Raw genomic sequence first — 20301 nt, 5'->3', positions numbered from 1 at the left:
AAAGTCGCCCACTCGTGGAGGAGTGGGCGTTCTTTCTTACAGTGCAGCGGGCATAGCACTCAAGGCGTCGTGGCTTTTGCCAAGTGCAGCAACACATACGGATTTTTGTCGAACGCTGCGGTGAGCGTCGGCGTGATTGAACGCAAGCGCGGATCTTCCAGCGCCTGGAAATCAGCCTGGCTCATGACCAACCACGCCGGCGCCTGGACCGGTTTCAATTCGGCAGGCAGTTGGGTAAACAGCGGCACCTTGTCGCAATCGAAGTTGACCATGAACTTGATAGCTTTCGCGTCTTTGCCCAGTGCATGTAACACCAGCGGCGCTGGTTGCTGCTGAACGTGTGCCTTGACGGCAAGGCTGAAGGTGCGGGTGTCGTACACCTGACGTTCCAGGGGTTCAACCACCATGATGTAGGTGGCCCAGAGGGCGAGCACGGCGCCCAAGGCGGGCCCGTAGGTGCGCAGCCGCGAGCGGAGCAATGCCAGCAGGGCCAGCACCTGTAGCGTGCCGAGCACGACGAAGATCAGCTCAAGGTCGGCCAGCGGTTCCGGGTAGCGCCGCCGCGCCACCATCAAGCCAATGGCCAACAGCGTTGGCAACAGCGTCCAGATGCCCAGCATCAAGGCGCGTAGCCACGCAAACTGTCGCCCTTGCGTGACCGCGAAGGGGTACGCGGCAATGATCGCGGCCATCGGCAGCATCGGCAGGATGTAGCGCGCTTTCTTGGCTTGGGGTACCGACAGGCCCAGCATCACCAGCACAGCCGCTGCCGCGCAGTAGAGCACTAGCTTCAAGGCCGGGGCCGGTGCGCGTCGACCGTCCATCAGCACCGCCAGCAGCACTAACAATGCCAGTGGATAGGCCAGGGCGTAGTTGCCCAGGGAGCTGGTGAAGTAATACAGCACGCCGCCGGAGCCTTCGCTGCCATCCATGCGCCCCAGGAACTGCATGCGAATCACATCATGCATGAAGTCTTCGCCGCCGCTGAGCTTGGCCAGCAGCAACAACAGGCCGACGCACGCCGCCAGCAGCGCCAGTGCCAGCAGGCCGAAGCTGAACAGCTGGCGCCACTGACGGTTGATCAGGTAGTAGCTGCACAACACGCCCGTGGGGATCACCAGGCCAATCGGGCCACGAATGGCAAACCCCAACAGCAGCAGAAAAAACACCCAATGCAGGCGCTTGGCTGCAGCGAAATGGTCATGGGCATAGCCCAGGTAGAACACCGCCAACGCCACGGCGGCGAGCATCTGGTCGAGGGAGACTGCGCGGGTTTCGCTGACGAAGGTACTGCTGAGCAGCAGCGTTGCAATGCTCAGCAGGCCCCAGCGCGGCGAGTAGGGCGCGGTGAGGCGATAGACCAGCACCACGATCAGCGCCGACGCGACCGCCGTGGGCAGCCACGCTGTCAGGCTGGTGACCTGACCCAAGGGCAACGACAGCAGCCATGTCAGCAGGGTCGACGTTGCCAGGTAATCGGCATACGGCTGACCATAGGTGGTGGGAAAGAAACTCGGGCCATGGCGCAGCATTTCCTGGGCAAACAGCACAAAGCGCGAATCAAAGCCGATGATCGCCTGGTGCCAGTTGCCGACGATAAACAGCAGCAGCGCCAAGAGCCCAAGCCCCAGGGACTGGCGACGGATCGTTGCACGCTGCCCGGACGGTAAGGCGATGTTCACTTAGCAAGCGTCCTTGACCTGTTCCACCCAGTTTTGCTGGGGGATCGGTAACTCGCAGGAGTCGCCGCGGCCGATGGGGAAGTACTTGAAGCCTTTGCGCGTCAGGCGCTCGCCGTCGTACAGGTTGCGGCCGTCGAAGATCACCGGGGTTTTCAGGCGCTGGTGAATCAGGTCAAAGTCCGGTGCCTTGAATTGCTGCCATTCGGTGCACACGATCAACGCATCGGCGCCGCCCAAGGTGGATTCCGGAGTGCCCATCAGCATCAGGCGCGGGTCATCGCCGTAGATCCGCTGGGTTTCCTGCATGGCTTCAGGGTCGAAGGCGCGCACATTGGCCCCGGCAGCCCACAGGGCTTCCATCAGCACGCGGCTGGGGGCGTCACGCATGTCATCGGTGTTGGGCTTGAAGGCCAGGCCCCACAAAGCAAACGTCTTGCCCTTGAGGTTGCCCTGGAAGAACGCGTTGATGCGCTCGAACAACTTGCTCTTCTGGCGCTGGTTGATGGCTTCCACGGCTTCGAGCAGGTCGCTGGAGCAGTTGGCCTGCTTGGCGCTGTGGATCAGGGCGCGCATGTCTTTGGGGAAGCACGAGCCGCCATAACCGCAGCCAGGGTAGATAAAGTGGTAGCCGATGCGTGAGTCGGCACCGATGCCCAGGCGCACCGACTCAATGTCGGCACCCAGGTGTTCAGCCAACTCGGCGATCTGGTTGATGAAGCTGATCTTGGTGGCCAGCATGCAGTTGGCGGCGTACTTGGTCAGTTCGGCGCTGCGCAGGTCCATGAAGATGATGCGATCGTGGTTGCGGTTGAAGGGCGCGTACAGGTCGCGCATCACGTCGCGCACCTCTTCACGCTCGCAGCCGATGATGATCCGGTCCGGGCGGCGGCAGTCGGCAACGGCTGAGCCTTCCTTGAGGAATTCCGGGTTGGAGACGATATCGAACTGCAGCTCACGGCCGGCGGCGCGCAGGTTATTGAGGATGTGGTCGCGCAATGTGTCGCCAGTGCCGACCGGTACAGTGGATTTTTCCACCAGGATCACCGGCGCCACGCGATGGCGGGCTACCGCATCACCTACCGACAGCACGTATTTCAGGTCGGCAGAGCCGTCTTCATCCGACGGCGTGCCCACGGCAATAAACAACACTTCACCGTGCTCGACGGCGAGTTTTTCGTCGTGGGTAAAGCGCAGGCGCCCGCTTTCCAGGTTGTCCTTGACCATGGCTGCCAGGCCCGGCTCGAAGATGGTCACATGCCCCTTCTGCAGCGATTCGACCTTGTGCTTGTCAACGTCCATGCAAATGACATCGTGACCGACTTCGGCTAATACAGTGGCCTGGACCAGACCAACGTAACCACTACCAAATACACTGATTTTCATGGGGTATTCCTGGGACTTGAGGTGCTAGCACGACGAGAGTTGATAACCAGTACGCCGAGGATGACCAAGGCCACCCCCAGGGTTTTTGAAAGCGAAAAATCTTCGTTGAACACCGGCAGGCAGGCGGCCAGCAAATACACCAGCGCGTAGCTGATACTGAGCAGCGAATAGGCGCGGCCCAGGGGTAAGTGCTTCAGTGCGCCGAGCCAGCACAGCATCGACAGCGCATAGGCGATGATCGCCAGGATCACCGCGCCCAGGGCGCCCAGTTCGATGCTGTTATCCGTGAAGGCCGCCAGCCATTGGGTGGGAAGCGGCAGGCGCGTCATGCTCCAGCGCATGCCCAGTTGGGCACCACTCACCAGGCCGACACTGCCCAAAGCCAGGGCGAAACCCCGCACGCGACTCATACCTGGCGCCCCAGCAAGACCACGCCGGCAATCACCAGCCCCACGCCCAGCCAGTGACGGCCATCAATGGGTTCGTGAAACACAAAGCGCGCCATCAGCGTGACCAGCACAAAATTCAGGCTGAGCATGGGGTAGGCAATGCCGACTTCCAGGCGCTGCAACACCAGCAGCCACACCAGCAAGCCCAGGCCCAGGCACACCAGCGCCGACCACAACCACGGCGAGCGCAGTTTCAGTGCCCAGCCGTCTGGCACGCCGCGCCAGCTTTCCACGGCGAATTTTTGCGAGACTTGGCCCATGCAGGTCAGCAGGCAGGCCGTGAGCAGTAGCAGCAGGGTGATCATGGCGCGACCTGGGGGAAAATCAGGATCACGATCTTGCCTTGCGCATAACGCTTGCCGTCAGTGGGCAGCAGTGCGAGTTCTTCTTTTTCGCCGGTGCTATTGACGCGCATCACCACGCCCACCGCGCCGGTACGCCGGGTTTCGGCCATCCACGCCTGGATGCGGTTACGGTCGACCAGACGCGGGGCCGTATCCTCGTAAGCCAGGCCGTACTTGACCTCACCCGAGGTGTTGTACAGCGTGATATCGGGACGTTTGAGGCGCCAGGACAGCGCCGAGGCGGCGCCCAGGTCGTTGCTCAGCAGGGCAACGCTGGGTTGCAATTCGTCGATGTGATCAATGATGAACTGGTCCGGGGTCTTGTTGTAAACCACCGAATGAGGCAACGCCGCAGGCACCAGCAGCACCAGCAATCCACTGCCGATCAGCGGCGCGGCCCACAATGCCAAAGGGCGCGCCGCTTGCAGCAGATTGACCACGATCCAACCGAACAAAAAGATGAACACCAGCACCAGGCTGAGGGTTTCTTCTCCCGGTTCGTATACCGGCTTCTTCAACTGGAACCAGCTGAGGGCCAGCAAGACCAGCACGCCGATCACCAGGTTCAACCAGCCATTGATGCGCAGAACGCGGCCGTGGCCTTGAGCCAGTTTGTCGCTCAGGGCCGAGCCCATCAGCAAGGCGAGGGGGAGCATGCACGGCATAATGTAGGAGGGCAGCTTGCCTTTGGCCAAGCTGAAAAAGGCCAGGGGCATCAACAGCCACAGTAGCAGGAACGCGGTTTTCGGCACACGCCGTTGCAGCCAGGCCTGCTTGAACGCGGACGGCAATAGCGCAACCCACGGCAGTGCGAACCCTACCAGCAGCGGCAAGTAATACCAGAAAGGTTCGGCGTGCTGGGCGTCTTCACCGGCAAAGCGTTGGATGTGCTCGTGCCAGAAAAAGAAATGCCAGTAGTCCGGCTCTTGCAGGTGCACAGCCAGGGCCCACGGCACGCTGACAGCAATCGCCACCACCACGGCAACAGGGCCAAATTTGCACAACTCGCCAAAACGTTTTTGCCAGACGGCGTAGGGCAGGGCGACCAGCACCGGCAGCAACCAGGCCAGGAAGCCCTTGGTCATGAAGCCCATGCCGCACGCCAGGCCCAGCAAGGCCCAGGACCACAAGCGCGCACGCCGCGTGGTGCTGTCGAAGCAGAACCACAAGGCCACGCCGGTCAGGTTGACCCAAAAAGTGAACTGCGGGTCCAGGTTGGCATAGCCGCCCAGCGCAGCCACGCTGACGAAACTCATGTAGAGCAACGTGCTGACCAGGCTTTTTTGCGGATCATTCCACAACCGGCGAGAGACCAGATACACCAGCAGAATGCTCAAGCCGGTGCTCAACGCCGAGGCAAACCGTACGCCGAACAGGTTCTGGCCGAAGATCGCCTGGCCCAGCGCGATCATCCAGTAGCCGGCCGCAGGTTTTTCAAAGTAGCGAATCCCCATGAAGTGCGGCGAGGCCCACTTGCCGGTCATCAGCATTTCCTGGCTGATTTGTGCATAGCGGGTTTCATCGGGAATCCACAGGCCATGGGTGGCCAACGGCAGCAGGTAGAACACCGCAAACGCGAGCAGGAGCAGGGGCAAGGCCCAGCGGCGGATCATGCCTGCTGTACTCCAAGCCAGCCCTCGCGGCCGCTCAAGGCGCCGCGTACCAGCTGTTGCTGGGGCAGGGTGGTCACATCCGTGGGCAACAGTTCGCCCAAGGGTTTGAAATCAATGCCGCGCTGCCCTGCCTGGGCGAGCAACTGGCGAAAATCATTGGCCATCAGAATCCCTTCTACTTCTGCGTGGATCGTATAGACGTTCAGCTTCGACGCGCTGAACCTGTCGAGAATGAAACGGTTGAAATCGTTGGCAGCCACCACCGGCCCGACGACTTCGTCGAAGGTCGGCAGGTCTACCGGAATTTGTGGGGTGCCCGCACTGCCATCGGCCAAGGTTGGTCGAAACAGGCTGGTGCCCCGGCAATCGCTGTTGTAGCGAAAGTTGAAGCCTTGCTTGGCTTGCACCACGCGCTCATCGGCACGCCAGCCGGCGGCCGCTGAACAGTCGACGCGCTCGCCGAGGATGTCGCTCAAGGTGTCTACGCCGCGCCGAATCTGCTCGACCAGCTGTGCCTCGCTCCAACGCCCGGTGTTGGCCTGCCAGCCATGGTGGTCCCAGGCGTGCAGGCCGACTTCATGCCCGGCGGCCTTGGCCTGGCGCATCAAATGCCCCAGGTCGCGGCCAATCGGCTTGCCTGGCCAGGCGGTGCCGGCCAGCAAAATATCCCAGCCATACAGGCCGGCAGCGTTGGAACGCAGCATCTTCCACAAAAACTGCGGGCGGATCAGGCGCCACAAGTGGCGCCCCATGTTGTCCGGCCCGACACTGAAGAAGAACGTCGCTTTGACCCCAGCTTCGGCCAGGGAGTCGAGCAACCGTGGCACACCTTCACGGGTGCCGCGGTAGGTGTCGACGTCGATGCGAAGACCTGCCTGCATTACTTTTTATCCGCAATTTCAAGCATGGCTTCACGCAAGAAGAAATCGAGCGTGTTGCCGATGGTTTCGCTCATCTGCACGCTCGGCTCCCAGTTCAGCAGGCGCTTGGCGTTTTCGATGCTCGGCTTGCGGTGCGCCACGTCCTGGTAACCTGTGCCGTAGAACGCCTTGCTCTCGACGTCGCGGAAACCGGCGAACGGCGGGAAATTGTGGCGCAGTGGGTGAGCCTCGAACTGACGCAGCAGTTCTTCGCCCAACTGGCGAATGCTGGCTTCGTTTTCGGGGTTGCCGATGTTGATGATCTGGCCGTCGCAGACGCCATTGTCGTTATCAATGATGCGCGCCAGGGCTTCGATGCCGTCGGCAATGTCGGTGAAGCAACGCTTCTGCTCACCACCGTCGAACAGACGGATCGGCGTGCCTTCCACCAGGTTCAGGATCAGTTGGGTAATGGCGCGGGAGCTGCCGATACGCGCCGAGTCCAGGCGGTCCAGGCGCGGGCCCATCCAGTTGAATGGACGGAACAGGGTGAACTTCAGGCCCTTGTCGCCGTAGGCCCAGATCACGCGGTCCAGCAGTTGCTTGGAGACGGAGTAGATCCAGCGTTGCTTGTTGACCGGGCCCACCACCAGGTTGGAGGTGTCTTCGTCGAAATACTGGTCTTGGCACATGCCATAGACTTCGGAGGTCGACGGGAAAATCACGCGCTTGTTGTACTTGACGCAGTAGCGCACCAGCTTGAGGTTTTCTTCGAAGTCCAGTTCGAACACGCGCAGCGGGTTACGGGTGTATTCGATCGGCGTGGCGATGGCCACCAGCGGCAGCACCACGTCGCATTTCTTGATGTGGTACTCGATCCACTCGGTGTGGATGCTGATGTCGCCTTCCACGTAATGGAAGTTCGGGTGGCTGCGCAGGCGCTCGATGGCGTCGGAGCCGATGTCCAGGCCATAGACTTCGTAGCGGTCGTCACGCAGCAGGCGCTCGGACAGGTGGTTACCGATAAAACCGTTCACGCCCAGGATCAGCACACGGGTACGGCGCGGCTTGCGGCCCGACTCGGCGCCGCGCAGCACGGAACCGTCTACCAGGCCCAGTTCATCGGCCAGGGACGGGCCGGCCAGGTACAGGCCGTTTTCGTTGCGCTGGCCGAACTTGACCACCAGGGAATCTTCACCGCAGGCAATGCGCAGCGGGTTGACGCTGATTACACGGCCAGGCGCCAAACCTTCGTTGCCCTTGACCACGTCGGCTTGCCACACGATCAGCTTGTGCTCGCCCACGGCGCAGAAGGCGCCGGGGTACGGCTGGGTCACTGCGCGTACCAGGTTGAACAGTTGCTCGGCAGGTTTTTTCCAGTCCAGCTTGCCATCGGCGGCGGTGCGACGACCGAAGTAGGTGGCTTTGCTCTCGTCCTGGGCGGTTTCGCTCAGCTTGCCCTGGGCCAGCTGTGGCAGAGCATCGCGCAACAGGGCAGTGGCCGCCTCACGCAGCTTGGCGTGCAGGCTCAGGCCGGTATCGCTGCGCTCGATGGTGACTTTTTGCTGGGCCAGGATGGCGCCGGCATCGGCACGCTTGACCATGCGATGCAGGGTCACGCCGGTTTCGGTTTCGCCGTTGACCAGCACCCAGTTGGCCGGGGCGCGGCCACGGTATTTAGGCAGCAACGAGCCGTGCAGGTTGAACGCGCCTTTGCGGGCGGTGGCCAACAGCGGCTCGCTCAGCAGGTTGCGGTAGTAGAACGAGAAGATGTACTCCGGGTTCAGCTTGGCGATGCGTTCGATCCACAGCGGGTGGTTGGCGTCTTCCGGTGCATGTACCGGGATGCCATTGCGGGCGCAAAGTTGGGCGACGGAACCGTAGAAGTTGTTTTCCTTGGGGTCATCGGCATGGGTGAACACGGCGGCGATGTCGTAACCGGCGCTGAGCAGCGCTTCAATGCCTGCGCAGCCAATATCGTGGTAGGCGAATACAACAGCTTTTGAACTCATGACTGGACCTGATCCGAAGAAGAAGTAGAAGTATGGGAAGACACCAGACCGTCGACCACGACGACTGGAGCCGGTGCTGCCGGTTGGTTGCGCAGCACTTTTTCAATAAAGAAGCGTGGGCGGGCGCGGACATCGCTGTACATGCGGCCCAGGTATTCGCCCAGCAGGCCCATGCCGATGAACTGGCCACCGGTGAACACAAACAACACCGCAAACAGCACGAACAGGCCATCACCGGCCCAGTCGGCGCCGAAGGCCAGGCGCATGACGATCAGGGCAAAGGCAAACAGCACGCCCAGCGCCGCCAGGCTGAAACCGACGATGGACAGCAGGCGCAAGGGCGTGGTGGTCATGCAGGTCAGCAGGTCGAACATCAGGCTGATCAGGCGCATGGCGCTGTATTTGGATTCGCCGTGCTCACGTTCGGCGTGGTGCACCAGGATTTCCGTGGTGTGCCGGGCGAAGCCGTTGGCCAGGATAGGAATGAACGTGCTGCGTTCACGGCAGGCGAGCATGGCGTCGACAATGGTGCGTCGGTAGGCGCGCAACATGCAGCCGTAGTCGGTCATGGCCACGCCGGTAGAACGTTGCACGGCGAGGTTGATCAAGCGCGACGGCCAGCGGCGGAAGGCCGAGTCCTGGCGGTTATTCCGCACGGTGGCAACCACGTCGTAGCCCAGGGCAGCTTGCTCGACCAGGCGCGGGATCTCTTCCGGCGGGTTCTGCAGGTCGGCGTCAAGGGTGATCACCACTTCGCCACGGCACTGTTCAAAGCCGGCCATGATCGCCGCGTGCTGGCCGTAGTTGCGGTTAAGGATCACCGCTACCACATTGCTGCCGTCTTCCGCGGCGGCGTCTTCGAGCAGTTGGGCCGAGTTGTCGCGGCTACCGTCATCCACCAGGATGATTTCGTATTCGTAGGCCAGATGCTTGCAGGCTGCCGTGGTGCGACGCAGCAACTCAGGCAGGCTTTCTTGTTCGTTGTAGACCGGGATAACGATCGACACGCAATGAATAGGGTAGGGTTTCAAAGATTCATGACCTCGGGCTAAAGCGACTTCAAGCGTGAAAACGGCAGCGTTCATTGGGCAAAACTACAGCCCGCAGGTTACAAAACGGGGCTAAAGATGATGCGTTTTCAATAGGTTAGTCGATAATCCACGGATTGCTCTCAAGTGTTGCCTACAAGGTTAAGCGCAAAAATGTGCAACGAATATGAAAGGCGGATGAAAAACTCGTTTATTTGACAGGCAGACAGCTAGGGTTCAGCTAAGTAATCAAGGCGTTACATGTAGGTCTCACAGGGCGACATCGGAGCTTCGTACAAGACGCTTGGTTCAATCTGAGCGAGGCGATCAGCCCAATGCTCGCCCTTCAACAATCTTCTCTGCATTAGCGCTCAAGTGCCGGTAAAGTAAGCCCTCTCTTGCCAGGGTACTCGGATGAATAGCGTGCAGCTTTTACGCGGCCAGTTGCGGCCAGCGCTGATGGGATTGTTGATGACGGTGGCCTGTGTCACCAGCGTGCGGGCCGATCAAGGCGTCGCGCTGACCCCACTGGACCAGGTGCCGGACGGGGTGGAAGTGCGCGGCAAGCAGGTCGCGGCTTATACCTGGGATGACCGCCAAGGCAAAAACCTGCTGGTACTCGCCGAGCAAGTCGGTGAGCGCGATGACGATGGTACCCAATCGGCCTTTGTCTACGCGGCGCAATACGTGCTGGGTGGCGAGCGCCCCAAGCGCGTGTGGATGCTGTACGACGATGTACAGCACTGCGAATTCGACGCAGGGCTGCGCTTTGACCGGGCTGCCACCAAGGTCACCGACCTGCTGGGCGACGGCAATACCCAGGCCACGGTCGGTTATTCGCGGGCCTGCACCAGTGATGTCAGCCCCAACGAATTCAAGTTGATCATGCATGCCGGCAAGTCCGAGAAGTATCGTCTGCGTGGCCTTGACCGCGTGGGCGCCAGTTGGTGGGACGAGGACGCTGGTGCCTTGCGCGGCATGCCCCTGCCCACCGACTGCAGCGTCGCGGCGCAGCAAGCGCTGGTCAGCCAATACAAGGAGCAGGGCACCGAACTGCCCCTGCCAGGCTGCTATGGCGACGAGAAGGACTTTGCCAAGGCGCCGGACAGTTACCTCGCTTTTATGCGCCAGCAGTGGTTCGCGCTGATGCAGCAACAGGACGCTGACTGGAGCCAATCCCAGGCCCAACCCCAGGCAGCCAGCGAAGACGACGAATCGGCCCCGTGATTTTGTGCCAGGGCCGGTCCTGGGTTAGACTCGGCCTTCGCCAATCCACTAAATACATCGACTAATCAAATAGTTGGTCGGTGTATTTAATCCAAAGGCTGATCTACCTTGACCGAGTCCATTTGCAACCCACTGACCCTATATCTCACCCGCCTGGCGCCTTCCAGCCAACTGACCATGCGCTACGTGCTGCAGGATGCCGCCGACCGCTTGGGTTTCGAAGACCTCAACCTCGAAGAGATTGACTGGCACCTGCTGCAGCCTGAACACGTCATCGCACTGGTGGCTGCCTTGCGCGAGGACGGCTTAGCGCCGAACACTTCGTCGCTGTATGTGAATGCGGTGCGCGGGGTCATGAATGAAGCGTGGCGCATGAGCTTGATCAGCCAGGACCACCTGTTGAAGATGCGCTCGGTCAAGGCCACACCTGGCACGCGCCTGAGCCAGGGCCGCAATCTGCGCCGCACCTTGATCCGCGAGATGCTCGACGTCTGCGCCGCCGACCCTCGGCCCCAGGGCCTGCGGGATGCAGCGGTGATCGGCCTGTTATATGGCTCGGGCATGCGCAAGTCGGAGTCGGTGAACCTGGACTTGGCACAGGTCAACTTTGACGAGCGCAGCTTGCGCGTGATCGGCAAGGGCAACAAAGAGTTGGTCAAGTACGCGCCGGACTGGGCGTTTGCCAAGCTGCAAGCCTGGCTGGCGTTTCGTCGCGAGCACCTCAAGGAAGGCGAGCAGGACGACAGCTTCCTGTTCAACCGCATCCGGCGAGGCAGCCATATCACCCGAGAGCGGATCACCAAGCATGCGATTTACTACATCGCGCGCCAGCGCGGCGATCAAGTGGGGGTCAAGATCATGCCCCATGATTTCCGTCGTTCGTTTATCACCCGGGTGATCGAGGAGCATGATTTGTCGATTGCGCAGAAACTGGCGCATCACACCAACATCCAGACCACTGCCAGCTATGACGTGCGTGACGACAATGAGCGCCGGCGGGCGGTGGACCGATTTGATTTGTAGGCTTGTGGATACGCCACGATTCAAATGTGGGAGCTGGGTTGCCTGCGAAGAGGGCCTCACAGGCAACCAGAATGTTGAATCTGCCTGCTCCTGTGCTCAAGAGGAAGGCGGGACGCTTGAGGTCAAGTGAGCCGGTAAGCGCCGCAACGTCCACAAGGTGGTCAGCATCGCGGCAAGCGCACACAGCGCAATACCGATCAACATCGGCGCCGGTGTATGGTCGGCAAAGATACCCACCAAGGTCATCGCCACAGCCGCTGTGACCATCTGGATCGCACCCAGCAGTGCAGACGCAGAACCTGCCACCGCACCATGATCCTCCAGCGACAGTACCCCGGCCGCCGGCAATAGCAGGCCAAGAAAGCCGAAACCGATAAACAACAGCCCCATCATCAAGCCCAGGCTGTCACCCCACAGTGTGGTGCCCGCCAGCAAGCTCATGACCGCCGCCACGCCCACCACCGACCAGCGAATCAACGGCGCCAGGCCAAAGCGGGCGCTGAGGCGGGCGGTCAATTGGCTCATGGCGAAAAACGAGGCCGCGTTGAGCGCAAAGCACAGGCTGAACTGGGTCGGTGTCAGGCCAAAAAACTCGATGTACACGAAGGGCGCGCTGCCGATGAACACGAAGAAGGTGGCCAGACCAAACCCGCACACCACCGACAAGCCCGTAAAGACCGGGTCGCGGAGGAGGGCGCCATAACTGCCGAACGCCTGGCCCAGTGTCTTGCCCAGGCGGCGCTCGGCCGGGTGGGTTTCTGGCAGTTGTACTGCGGTCATCACCAGACACAGAACGGCCACCACCGCCAACACGGCAAACACTTCGCGCCAGCTCCAGATCGAAATCACCACGCTACCGGCCAGTGGCGCGAGGATCGGCGAAACACTCATCACCAGCATCAACAAAGCCATCAGACGCGCCGCTTCATGGCCGGTGTACAGGTCACGGACAATCGCCCGTGGAATCACCATCCCCGCACAGGCACCGAACGCCTGCACCGCACGAAAGCCAATCAACACTTCGATGGTCGGTGCCAGCGCGCAGCCGACACTGCCAATGGCAAAGATCACCAGGCCCGCATAAATCGGCGGTTTACGCCCGAACACATCGCTGAGTGGGCCGTAGAACAACTGGCACACGCCGATAATCATGAAGAACACCGTCAAACTCATCTGCACGGCGGCCGGCGAGGCCTGGAGGCTGGAGCCCAGGGTCGGCAGCGCCGGCAGGTAGATGTCGATGGCAAACGGGCCGACGGCGGTGATCAAGCCCAGCAACAGGGCGAGACGGGCGATACGTTGAGGCATTTGGCAGATCCAGGTAGAGCAACGGACGGTCAGCTTAAGGGAACCGCGCAGATCCGCAAACTTAGGCTTCACTAACAAGCAACAGCTGCCGATACAGCTAGCAGCGACATTGAAACGGTTGGGTTCCCAACCGGCGGTCCTGGCACGGGGTACCACTATGACGATCAAATTACGCTTGGTGCTGTTGATTGCGACCGGGTTGCTCACCGCTTTGATCATGAGCCTGGCTGGCTACCTGGGCAATACGCGGATGGCCGATGCGGTACAGGACAACGACGTCAGCATGACGGTACTGCGCAACCACATGGAAGCCGACATGATGCACGACGCCCTGCGTGCGGATGTACTGTCGGCGATGTTGGTCGGGCTGGGCAAAAGCACCAGTACGCCGGCCGAGGTCAACAGCTCGATCAAGGAGCATGCCGAGCACTTTCGCGAGGTGCTGGCGGACAATCTCAAGCTGCCGTTGGACGCCTCGATCAAGGCCAGCCTGGAAAAAATCAAACCCAGCCTGGACACCTACATCAGTGCCGGCGAGCGCATCGTCGCGCTGGCCCTGGAGAATCCAGAGGCCGCACGAGGGGAACTGCAGACCTTCAATGCCGCGTTCAGCCAGTTGGAAGAACAAATGGCGGCGTTGAGCGAACTGATCGAAAACAATACCCAACTCACCAGCACCGGTACCCGGCAAACCATCAGTAACGCTAACTGGACCTTGATTATTGTATTGGGGGCGAGCCTGCTGTTGCTGCTGGCACAAGGACGTTGGGTGACCCTGAGCATCATGGGGCCGTTGCGCACCGCCAGCCGTATTGCCCAGAGCATTGCCCATGGCAACCTGAGCGAGCCGATTGCCGAACCCAAGAACCAGGACGAAGCCAGTGCACTGATTCGCAGCCTGGCGACGATGCAGCGGGATTTGCGCGGCATGATCGAAGTGGTTCGCAGCAATGCCCATGGCGTCAATGGCATGAGCGAGCGCCTCAGCCAGGGTTGCCATGAAGTGGCAGGCAGCAGCCAGCAACAAAGCGTCGCCGCCAGCACCATGGCCGCCGCCGCGAGCGAAATGACCGCCAGTATCGAAGAAATCACCCGTCACGCCCAACGTGCCCTGGACATGGCCAGTCAGGCTGAAACCCTGGCCAAGGACGGCGGCCGGGTTATCCACCAGGTGGTCAGCGACATGGATGGCATCGCCCGTTCTGCCCAACAGTCAGCCCAAGTGATCCGCACGCTGGACAAGGAGTCCGAGGCGATCTACAGCATTATCCAGGTGATCAAGGGGATTGCCGACCAGACCAACCTGCTGGCCCTGAACGCCGCCATCGAAGCCGCCCGCGCCGGTGAACAAGGGCGCGGCTTTGCAGTCGTGGCCGACGAAGTGCGCAGCCTGGCCGGACGCACCAGCGCCTCCACCCAAGAAATCGCCAGCATGGTCGGGAGTATCCAGCAAAACACCCGTGAAGCGGTGATCAGCATGGAGGAGGGCGTTGCCCAAGTGGACAAGGGCATGGCGGTGACTGCCGAAGTGGAACGTGCCATTCGCGAGATCCTCCAAGCCACGCTGAGCACCACTGAATTGGTCAACGATATTTCCCGCACTATTAGTGAGCAGAGCCTGGCCAGTAATGAGATTGCTCATCAGGTGGAGAGGATTGCGGGGATGTCGGAAAGTAACAGTCGGGTGATTGGCGAGACGGCGTCGACGACGGATGAGTTGTCGAGTCTGGCGGGGAAGCTTTCGCAGTCGGTGGATCGGTTTAGGCTTTGATGGATAACGATCAGATATAACTAAACTAAATAGTTATTTAGTTTAGTTATAATGCATGTAAATCTATGGAGGCGGAGGGACCAGAATTCATGGTCCCTCCATCTAATTTACGCGTGTGTCACCAGGTTCGTTGGGTAACACGGCCCAGACTGTGGTCGCATTCGCCTTGGCTCACCGTAATCGGTGCACCAATGCTCAAATCATCCGAATCTCGCTGCCAAAGCCTGAAAATCGGTTTGCCGGCCAGCTCCAAAACTATTAGGTCATCTTGGGTAGGTGGACTGACAATACTGTATTCCTCAGTGATTCCTGGGTATCCAAAGCTAACTGAAGCTGTGCCTTGATCAAAATCAGCGATTCGTTTTGGCTCAACATGAGCATCGACTTCAAGTGTGAAAATGTCCATTTCCATTGAGTCTGACTTGTTCTTGCGCGTGAAGGACAACTTGAATTTCATCCATGACCTCAATTATCGGTAGCTGTGGTTTGAGCGTGTAGATTCTCATGACGTGCTCGGATAAGCCAACCGTGACGGAGTTGTCGTCAGGTGTCGCGAGCCTGTTTGACTTACGCTTTACTGATATCCAGGTACGGGTTGCTGCCAAGTGATCGAAGCCTGTGCCAGGCTCGAAATCTCATCACCAGAGCCCCCCAGTCCCGTACATTGTGGTACGCATAATGTATATTATGTTAAATAATGTATTATGTCGGATATGTTCATAAGCGACGTAAGTCACTGATTCGACGAATTCGTTATTACGCCTACTCTCCCAATGAGCCATGTCCATAGTGCTCATGACGAGTCCTCTTCAGGTCAACGACTACCGCTGCTCGGGCAAGCTGGTGACGCGCGCCGTTGCCCATGCTTGTCCGCTCATGTACGTCCAACTCAAACTCAGGCGCCGCGTTTTCAATACTGCGGCGGCGCATCTACGAGCGATCCAGGCTTTCTATAGCTACGCAAAAAGCCGATACCTGGATAAGGGCTGTGCGCTCAGACAAGGTGATGCTTGGCACCGAGTGAGGACTGCGCAGCTGAAACCCTCATCTTTGATCGTGACGGCGCCGTTGCTGGTATGCACAGATCTTCAGGATTCTGTCATCGTAATGGCTCTTCATAATTAACATAACTGTCGTTGTGTTTAATTTTGAGGGCTGCTAGCATCGAAATTGCCACGTGGCATTTTCGAGGAGAAAGCTCTCATGCAACTCTCTGTGCGAAAGGCGTTCCTGGAAGACGGGGCCGTCCTGATCAAAGGTTTTCTGAACAAAGATCAATTGGCTGAGTGCCGGGCAGCCTATGACTGGGCAGTCGAGAATCACGGCCCTCATGCAACCCGAATGTTCGACGGGACTGAGCAACAGTCCCATGTTGACAATGCCAACCCCGTCGCCAAAGCCCGTCTTGAAGAACTCGTAACCTCCCTGCCCTTTGGCCAGCTGTTTGCGCAGCTCTGGGGCTCGGAAAACGTGTGGTACTTCGCCGAAGAGGTGTTTCTCAAAGCAGGTGGGCGCGGATCTCGCACGCTTTGGCATCAGGACACGTCTTATCTACCATGGGCCGGAAGCCACTGGGCCAATGCCTGGATCAGTTTTGAATCAGTGCCGAAGAAAAACGCTTTGGAAATCGTTCGAGGTTCGCACAAAGGACCACGCTACGACGGCACTACGTTTCGCGATCCTAACGATCCGACTCAACCGCTGCATGGCGGCGACGCATTACCACGCCTGCCGGATATCGAGGCGCTGCGCCAAAACGATCCCGAATCATTCGACATCATTTCGTGGGCTACCGAGCCTGGCGATATCGTCTTGCTGCATCCGGGTTCACTGCATGGTGGCGCTCCAGTGGATGAAGCTTTCCCGGATCGTCACACCTTCGTTTTCCGTTTCTTTGGCGACGACGCCACCTTCCATCCTTTACCAGAAAACAGCGCGAGCGGTTACCCGCAGCAAGGCGTGCTGTTTACTGAAAAGCTGTCGACCCTGAAAGCGGGAGACGGCTTCCGCCACCCAACGTTCCGCCAATTAATATAAAAGGAGCATTGCCATGAACACTCAAGTCCTGCAGCGTCAGTCCTTCAACCCTGGTCACACCCAGGCAATCTACGACAACTTCCACTTTTCCCAGGCAACACGCGTCGGCAACATGATCTGGGTGTCCGGCCAGGTCGGTATCGACGAGGCCATGGTTCCCGCCGAAGGCATCCAGGCGCAATCCCATCTGGCGTTTCAGTCTTTGCGGACCATCCTCGAAGCTGCCGGCGCAAGCCTGGCTGATGTCGTCGAGTTGATGACGTTTCATACCGATCTGCAGGGCGAAGTGCACGCCTTTGGACAGGTAAAGGACGAATACTTCCCTGAACGTTATCCAGCCTGGACCGCTGTCGGCATTTCACAACTGGCAATGCCGGGCTTGCGCGTGGAGGTTCGGGCCGTCGCGGTGATTGGCAGCGGTCGAATCTGAACGATTGCATGATCGCGACGTGCCAAGCCAAAATGGCGTTCGCAGCCGCTGCCGGCTCAACGCCTTCAACCAACGGAATCACTTTCTCTCATGCATGATGCTCAAGCGCCTTCCACGGATAGTCAGCACTCCAAAGACAGTGATTCAGCGCCCGCCCCACGTCGCGGCCGCCCGGTAGGTAACCGTCTGGAAAAACGCGGTGAACTGTTGACTGCAGCCATCGAAGTCATTGCGCAGGAGGGTTATGCCGGGACGTCTCTGCGCAAAGTTGCCAGCCATGCCGGCTGCACCACGGGCGCCGTGACCTATTACTTTGCCAATAAAGAAGAAATGATCACGGCGGCGGCGCAGAGTCTGTTTGACGAGTTCGATCACTTGCTGGATGCCGATCAGGAAAAAGTCGATATCAGGGCAATGATCGAGCAGTGGTTGAACCTGACTCAAGCCAACGACTCGGCGCGTTGGCTGGCCCTGTTTCAGATGCTTGCACACGCCCGGCACGAACCGGTGTTTGCCGACGTAATCCAGAAACGTTACTCGCGCTTTCGCGAGGATCTCGCAAGCATTCTGGGCAAAGGACAAACCCAGGGCATCATTCGCAAGGACATTGCTGCCGATCTGCTCGCCGATCAGCTCAGCGCGCTGAGTGACGGCTGGATGATGATGTTGCCAATCGAGCCAGAGCGATTTGAAGCCAAACGCAGCAAGGCCTTGATGGATGCGGTCATCACGCTGATCAGCCCCGCTCGCTAAACCCTACCCTGCCCTCAGGCATCCAGAAGATTCGCTTCATTTGCGCAGCGAATCCTGCTTGATGGCGCCCGCCTATCTCTCACCCCCTCGGTTAATCGCCATTGCGCCGATTTCACTTTGCTGAATTCCTGTTCCGTCATATATTTGCATAACATCTGTGATTATAACTAAAAGACGGAGGTGACGATGGATGCGGATCTCGATGAACTGTCGACGCAATCACGACAGCGACGATTGTTATTGCAAGCGGTTGGAGGCTCGGCCCTCGCCGGAGTGCTCGGTGTCACCGGGCGTGCGATGGCGCAAACCCAACCTTTAGACACCTCGATACTGGATGTGGTGATCATTGGCGCAGGCCTGTCCGGGCTTACGTCTGCCAGAGACCTCCAGGCCGCTGGCTGCGAGTCGTTTGTCGTGCTTGAAGCCCGCGATCGCGTCGGTGGTCGCACCCTTAACCATGACCTAGGCAATGGCGTAATCTGCGAGGCCGGTGGGCAATGGATCGGCCCCGGTCAAACGTCAATCGCCGATCTGGCCAGACAGCTTGATGTCGCAACCTTCCCTACGTACTACAAGGGCAAGGCGGTCTATCTGATAGACGAGGTAACAGTCCAAGAGGACGTCAGCGATGGTCCGAATTCCAATACTGACATCGTCGCAAAACTGAACAAACTCGCCGAAGGCGTCCCCAGCAAAGCGCCGTGGAAAGCCAAGGATGCGGGTGAGCTGGACAAACTCTCGATTGGCCAATGGCTGGCCGGGCAAGGCATCAGCAATGTCGACAAGATCGGCTTCAACATGTCCGTGAGCCTCACCTTCGGTACCACGCCGGCCGGCATGGGGCTCCTGCATTACCTGGCGATGATCAACTCCTCTGACTGCCGTCTCGAAAAGCTCGAAGGTGTCCAAGGGGGTGCACAGGAATCACGTTTGGTAGGCGGCTCGCAAATCCTCAGCTTGAAGATGGCGCAAGCTCTCGGAGAAAAAGTCCGATTGGCGTGCCCAGTGCGCAAGATTGTCGGTTGGGATCGTGATGTCGTCGAGTTGCATACCGATCAGGGCATCATGCGCACGCGGCAGGTGATTGCCGCGCTGAGCCCGGCGCTGTGCAATCAGATCGTCTTCGATCCACCCCTGCCCTCCGGGCGTGCCGAGCTGCATCGGCATTGGCCGGCCCATGCACCGATGCGCAAGACCGTGCACGTCTATGAGCGCCCGTTCTGGCGCGACCAAGGCCTCAACGGCCAGATCGTGCAAGTGGAAGGTCCGCTGATCTGGGCCTTTGACAATTCGCCGGAGGACGGCAGCCTGGGTGTGCTCAGCGGCTTCGTCAGAACTGGCCAATTACCCCATGACCCCAAAACCGCGCAGGACACCTTGTCGGCGATCTACGCCAGCGCCATGGGCGAACAAGCCCTGCACCCGATTCAGTTTCATGATCTGGACTGGGGCAAGATCGACCCGTGGAGTTTGAGTTGTATTTCCCCCATGCCTCCCGGTTTCTGGACGCAATGGGGCGAGTATCTGACGCCGGCGGTCGGTCGCATGATCTGGTCGGGTACCGAGACTGCGCAGATCTGGGCCGGGGCAATGGACGGTGCAGTCCGCGCCGGACATCGCGCGGCAATGGAAGCGCTCCAGGCGTTACTTCAACCTCGGAGGAACGCCTGATGAAGCGGATTATGATGGTTGGAGCCATCGTCGTGAGCGCAGCGTTGGCCGGATCAATTGCGATGTATGGACCGGAACTGTGGGCGGGCTATCGTTTCATGCAGGCCGTGGATCAGCACGACGCTGCATACCAGGCCAATGGCGGTGCGTGGCCACAGTTACAGGACACCTGCGCGCTTTGCCATGGCGCTAACGGTCAACCGCGCGACGCTCAATACGCAGCGCTTGCAGGGCAGACCGCAGCGTACATCGAAAACCAGTTGCACGCGTTTGCCGAAGGACGTCGCCACAGCGCACAGATGGAGCCACTGGCGGCCAATCTGACGGACGAGCAGATCAAACGTCTGGCCGCCTATTTTTCCGAACAGAAACCTGGTGTGACTGAAGTCCCGACGAAGGATGATGCGCTGGACCAGCGCGGTCAGCGTGTGGTCGCCGCCAACGGGTGTGCAGCCTGCCACGGCGAAAAACTCTCTGGCGGCCCCCTGGCTCCGCGTATCGCCGGACAAGGGCAGCTTTATCTGAGCGATCAATTGAGCGCTTTCAAGTGTGGCCAACGCACCGATCCGACGCAGGCCATGAATGCCATGGCGGGCACCCTGTCCGATGAAGACATCAAGGCCGTGGCGCATTATCTGGCCAAGCTGAACCCTTGATCCTGCACGGGCAAGGATGCCCCCCGTCCTCCTCTGCATCACGCAAAAAAGCCG

Annotated in this window: 18 protein-coding genes and 1 pseudogene; 9 read left to right on the top strand and 10 right to left on the bottom strand. The window is 59.6% G+C overall.

What is annotated here, in order from left to right:
• Nucleotides 1–59: 59 nt before the first annotated feature.
• Genes AC1RAC_RS00565 through arnC form a run of 8 tightly spaced genes read right to left on the bottom strand, consistent with a single transcriptional unit; the run spans nt 60 to nt 9374 of the window.
• Complete coding sequence (locus AC1RAC_RS00565; RefSeq protein ID WP_492615998.1) at nt 60–1682, bottom strand: ArnT family glycosyltransferase; 1623 nt, start codon at nt 1680–1682, stop codon at nt 60–62.
• Nucleotides 1683–3065 (bottom strand): UDP-glucose dehydrogenase family protein, encoded by a 1383-nt coding sequence (locus AC1RAC_RS00560; protein ID WP_034127447.1) that lies wholly within the window; start codon nt 3063–3065, stop codon nt 1683–1685.
• Complete coding sequence (arnF, locus tag AC1RAC_RS00555) at nt 3062–3475, bottom strand: 4-amino-4-deoxy-L-arabinose-phosphoundecaprenol flippase subunit ArnF (protein ID WP_294165513.1); 414 nt, start codon at nt 3473–3475, stop codon at nt 3062–3064. The genes AC1RAC_RS00560 and arnF overlap by 4 nt, the downstream gene beginning before the upstream one ends.
• On the bottom strand, nt 3472–3819 hold the full coding sequence (gene arnE / locus AC1RAC_RS00550; RefSeq protein ID WP_032897302.1) for a 4-amino-4-deoxy-L-arabinose-phosphoundecaprenol flippase subunit ArnE: 348 nt from the start codon (nt 3817–3819) through the stop codon (nt 3472–3474). The genes arnF and arnE overlap by 4 nt, the downstream gene beginning before the upstream one ends.
• Nucleotides 3816–5471, bottom strand: coding sequence for a lipid IV(A) 4-amino-4-deoxy-L-arabinosyltransferase (arnT, locus tag AC1RAC_RS00545; protein ID WP_054896503.1), 1656 nt, complete (start codon nt 5469–5471; stop codon nt 3816–3818). Before arnT ends, arnE begins: the two co-directional genes overlap by 4 nt.
• The gene (arnD, locus tag AC1RAC_RS00540; RefSeq protein WP_054896502.1) at nt 5468–6352 is read right to left on the bottom strand and encodes a 4-deoxy-4-formamido-L-arabinose-phosphoundecaprenol deformylase; all 885 of its coding nucleotides are present in this window, start codon (nt 6350–6352) and stop codon (nt 5468–5470) included. The genes arnT and arnD overlap by 4 nt, the downstream gene beginning before the upstream one ends.
• Entirely contained in the window at nt 6352–8343 is a 1992-nt protein-coding gene (arnA, locus tag AC1RAC_RS00535; protein WP_054896501.1) for a bifunctional UDP-4-amino-4-deoxy-L-arabinose formyltransferase/UDP-glucuronic acid oxidase ArnA, read from the bottom strand. Before arnA ends, arnD begins: the two co-directional genes overlap by 1 nt.
• Entirely contained in the window at nt 8340–9374 is a 1035-nt protein-coding gene (gene arnC, locus AC1RAC_RS00530; RefSeq protein ID WP_492615997.1) for an undecaprenyl-phosphate 4-deoxy-4-formamido-L-arabinose transferase, read from the bottom strand. Before arnC ends, arnA begins: the two co-directional genes overlap by 4 nt.
• Before the next feature lie 411 nt (nt 9375–9785).
• On the opposite strand from arnC, the gene AC1RAC_RS00525 reads away from it, so the two are divergent.
• Nucleotides 9786–10598: a M949_RS01915 family surface polysaccharide biosynthesis protein gene (locus AC1RAC_RS00525; RefSeq protein ID WP_054896499.1), complete on the top strand. Its 813-nt coding sequence runs from the start codon at nt 9786–9788 to the stop codon at nt 10596–10598.
• 108 nt (nt 10599–10706) lie between these two features.
• Nucleotides 10707–11621, top strand: a complete 915-nt coding sequence (locus AC1RAC_RS00520) for a site-specific integrase (protein WP_034127441.1) — start codon at nt 10707–10709, stop codon at nt 11619–11621.
• A 96-nt stretch (nt 11622–11717) separates the two neighbouring features.
• Here the strand turns inward: AC1RAC_RS00520 and AC1RAC_RS00515 are convergent, their stop codons facing one another.
• The gene (locus AC1RAC_RS00515; RefSeq protein WP_492615996.1) at nt 11718–12929 is read right to left on the bottom strand and encodes a multidrug effflux MFS transporter; all 1212 of its coding nucleotides are present in this window, start codon (nt 12927–12929) and stop codon (nt 11718–11720) included.
• 157 nt (nt 12930–13086) lie between these two features.
• On the opposite strand from AC1RAC_RS00515, the pseudogene AC1RAC_RS00510 reads away from it, so the two are divergent.
• Nucleotides 13087–13842, top strand: a pseudogene (locus tag AC1RAC_RS00510) (MCP four helix bundle domain-containing protein); the annotation flags it as partial.
• Nucleotides 13837–14700 (top strand): methyl-accepting chemotaxis protein, encoded by an 864-nt coding sequence (locus AC1RAC_RS00505; RefSeq protein ID WP_370694803.1) that lies wholly within the window; start codon nt 13837–13839, stop codon nt 14698–14700. The pseudogene AC1RAC_RS00510 and the gene AC1RAC_RS00505, both read left to right, overlap by 6 nt.
• A gap of 118 nt (nt 14701–14818) precedes the next feature.
• On the opposite strand, the gene AC1RAC_RS00500 is transcribed toward AC1RAC_RS00505, so the two are convergent.
• Nucleotides 14819–15157: a hypothetical protein gene (locus AC1RAC_RS00500; RefSeq protein WP_492615995.1), complete on the bottom strand. Its 339-nt coding sequence runs from the start codon at nt 15155–15157 to the stop codon at nt 14819–14821.
• Nucleotides 15158–15903: 746 nt separating this feature from the next.
• On the opposite strand from AC1RAC_RS00500, the gene AC1RAC_RS00495 reads away from it, so the two are divergent.
• The 5 genes from AC1RAC_RS00495 (at nt 15904) to AC1RAC_RS00475 (ending at nt 20247) form a co-directional block, all read left to right on the top strand.
• A complete protein-coding gene (locus AC1RAC_RS00495) occupies nt 15904–16737 on the top strand; it encodes a phytanoyl-CoA dioxygenase family protein (protein WP_492615994.1) in 834 nt (277 codons plus the stop codon).
• 13 nt (nt 16738–16750) lie between these two features.
• Entirely contained in the window at nt 16751–17167 is a 417-nt protein-coding gene (locus AC1RAC_RS00490; protein WP_054896446.1) for a RidA family protein, read from the top strand.
• 90 nt (nt 17168–17257) lie between these two features.
• The gene (locus tag AC1RAC_RS00485) at nt 17258–17920 is read left to right on the top strand and encodes a TetR/AcrR family transcriptional regulator (protein WP_054896445.1); all 663 of its coding nucleotides are present in this window, start codon (nt 17258–17260) and stop codon (nt 17918–17920) included.
• A gap of 186 nt (nt 17921–18106) precedes the next feature.
• Nucleotides 18107–19591: an FAD-dependent oxidoreductase gene (locus AC1RAC_RS00480; protein WP_252950510.1), complete on the top strand. Its 1485-nt coding sequence runs from the start codon at nt 18107–18109 to the stop codon at nt 19589–19591.
• A complete protein-coding gene (locus AC1RAC_RS00475; RefSeq protein ID WP_054896443.1) occupies nt 19591–20247 on the top strand; it encodes a c-type cytochrome in 657 nt (218 codons plus the stop codon). Before AC1RAC_RS00480 ends, AC1RAC_RS00475 begins: the two co-directional genes overlap by 1 nt.
• Nucleotides 20248–20301 lie beyond the last annotated feature (54 nt).

This window comes from Pseudomonas sp. GW823-FHT02F05, from assembly GCF_058797315.1.
Note: the sequence above shows the minus strand (reverse complement) of the source record. Positions and strands in the feature narration are given on the sequence as shown.

What these genes read in the sequence shown, in the direction of transcription:
- arnD (WP_054896502.1), bottom strand. Translation starts at nt 6,352, where the DNA reads ATGCAGGCAGGTCTTCGCATCGACGTCGACACCTACCGCGGCACCCGT.
- AC1RAC_RS00560 (WP_034127447.1), bottom strand. Translation starts at nt 3,065, where the DNA reads ATGAAAATCAGTGTATTTGGTAGTGGTTACGTTGGTCTGGTCCAGGCC.
- arnA (WP_054896501.1), bottom strand. Translation starts at nt 8,343, where the DNA reads ATGAGTTCAAAAGCTGTTGTATTCGCCTACCACGATATTGGCTGCGCA.
- AC1RAC_RS00505 (WP_370694803.1), top strand. Translation starts at nt 13,837, where the DNA reads ATGCAGCGGGATTTGCGCGGCATGATCGAAGTGGTTCGCAGCAATGCC.
- AC1RAC_RS00525 (WP_054896499.1), top strand. Translation starts at nt 9,786, where the DNA reads ATGAATAGCGTGCAGCTTTTACGCGGCCAGTTGCGGCCAGCGCTGATG.
- AC1RAC_RS00495 (WP_492615994.1), top strand. Translation starts at nt 15,904, where the DNA reads ATGCAACTCTCTGTGCGAAAGGCGTTCCTGGAAGACGGGGCCGTCCTG.
- arnT (WP_054896503.1), bottom strand. Translation starts at nt 5,471, where the DNA reads ATGATCCGCCGCTGGGCCTTGCCCCTGCTCCTGCTCGCGTTTGCGGTG.
- AC1RAC_RS00480 (WP_252950510.1), top strand. Translation starts at nt 18,107, where the DNA reads ATGGATGCGGATCTCGATGAACTGTCGACGCAATCACGACAGCGACGA.
- AC1RAC_RS00500 (WP_492615995.1), bottom strand. Translation starts at nt 15,157, where the DNA reads ATGAAATTCAAGTTGTCCTTCACGCGCAAGAACAAGTCAGACTCAATG.
- arnF (WP_294165513.1), bottom strand. Translation starts at nt 3,475, where the DNA reads ATGAGTCGCGTGCGGGGTTTCGCCCTGGCTTTGGGCAGTGTCGGCCTG.
- AC1RAC_RS00485 (WP_054896445.1), top strand. Translation starts at nt 17,258, where the DNA reads ATGCATGATGCTCAAGCGCCTTCCACGGATAGTCAGCACTCCAAAGAC.
- AC1RAC_RS00515 (WP_492615996.1), bottom strand. Translation starts at nt 12,929, where the DNA reads ATGCCTCAACGTATCGCCCGTCTCGCCCTGTTGCTGGGCTTGATCACC.
- arnE (WP_032897302.1), bottom strand. Translation starts at nt 3,819, where the DNA reads ATGATCACCCTGCTGCTACTGCTCACGGCCTGCCTGCTGACCTGCATG.
- AC1RAC_RS00475 (WP_054896443.1), top strand. Translation starts at nt 19,591, where the DNA reads ATGAAGCGGATTATGATGGTTGGAGCCATCGTCGTGAGCGCAGCGTTG.
- AC1RAC_RS00490 (WP_054896446.1), top strand. Translation starts at nt 16,751, where the DNA reads ATGAACACTCAAGTCCTGCAGCGTCAGTCCTTCAACCCTGGTCACACC.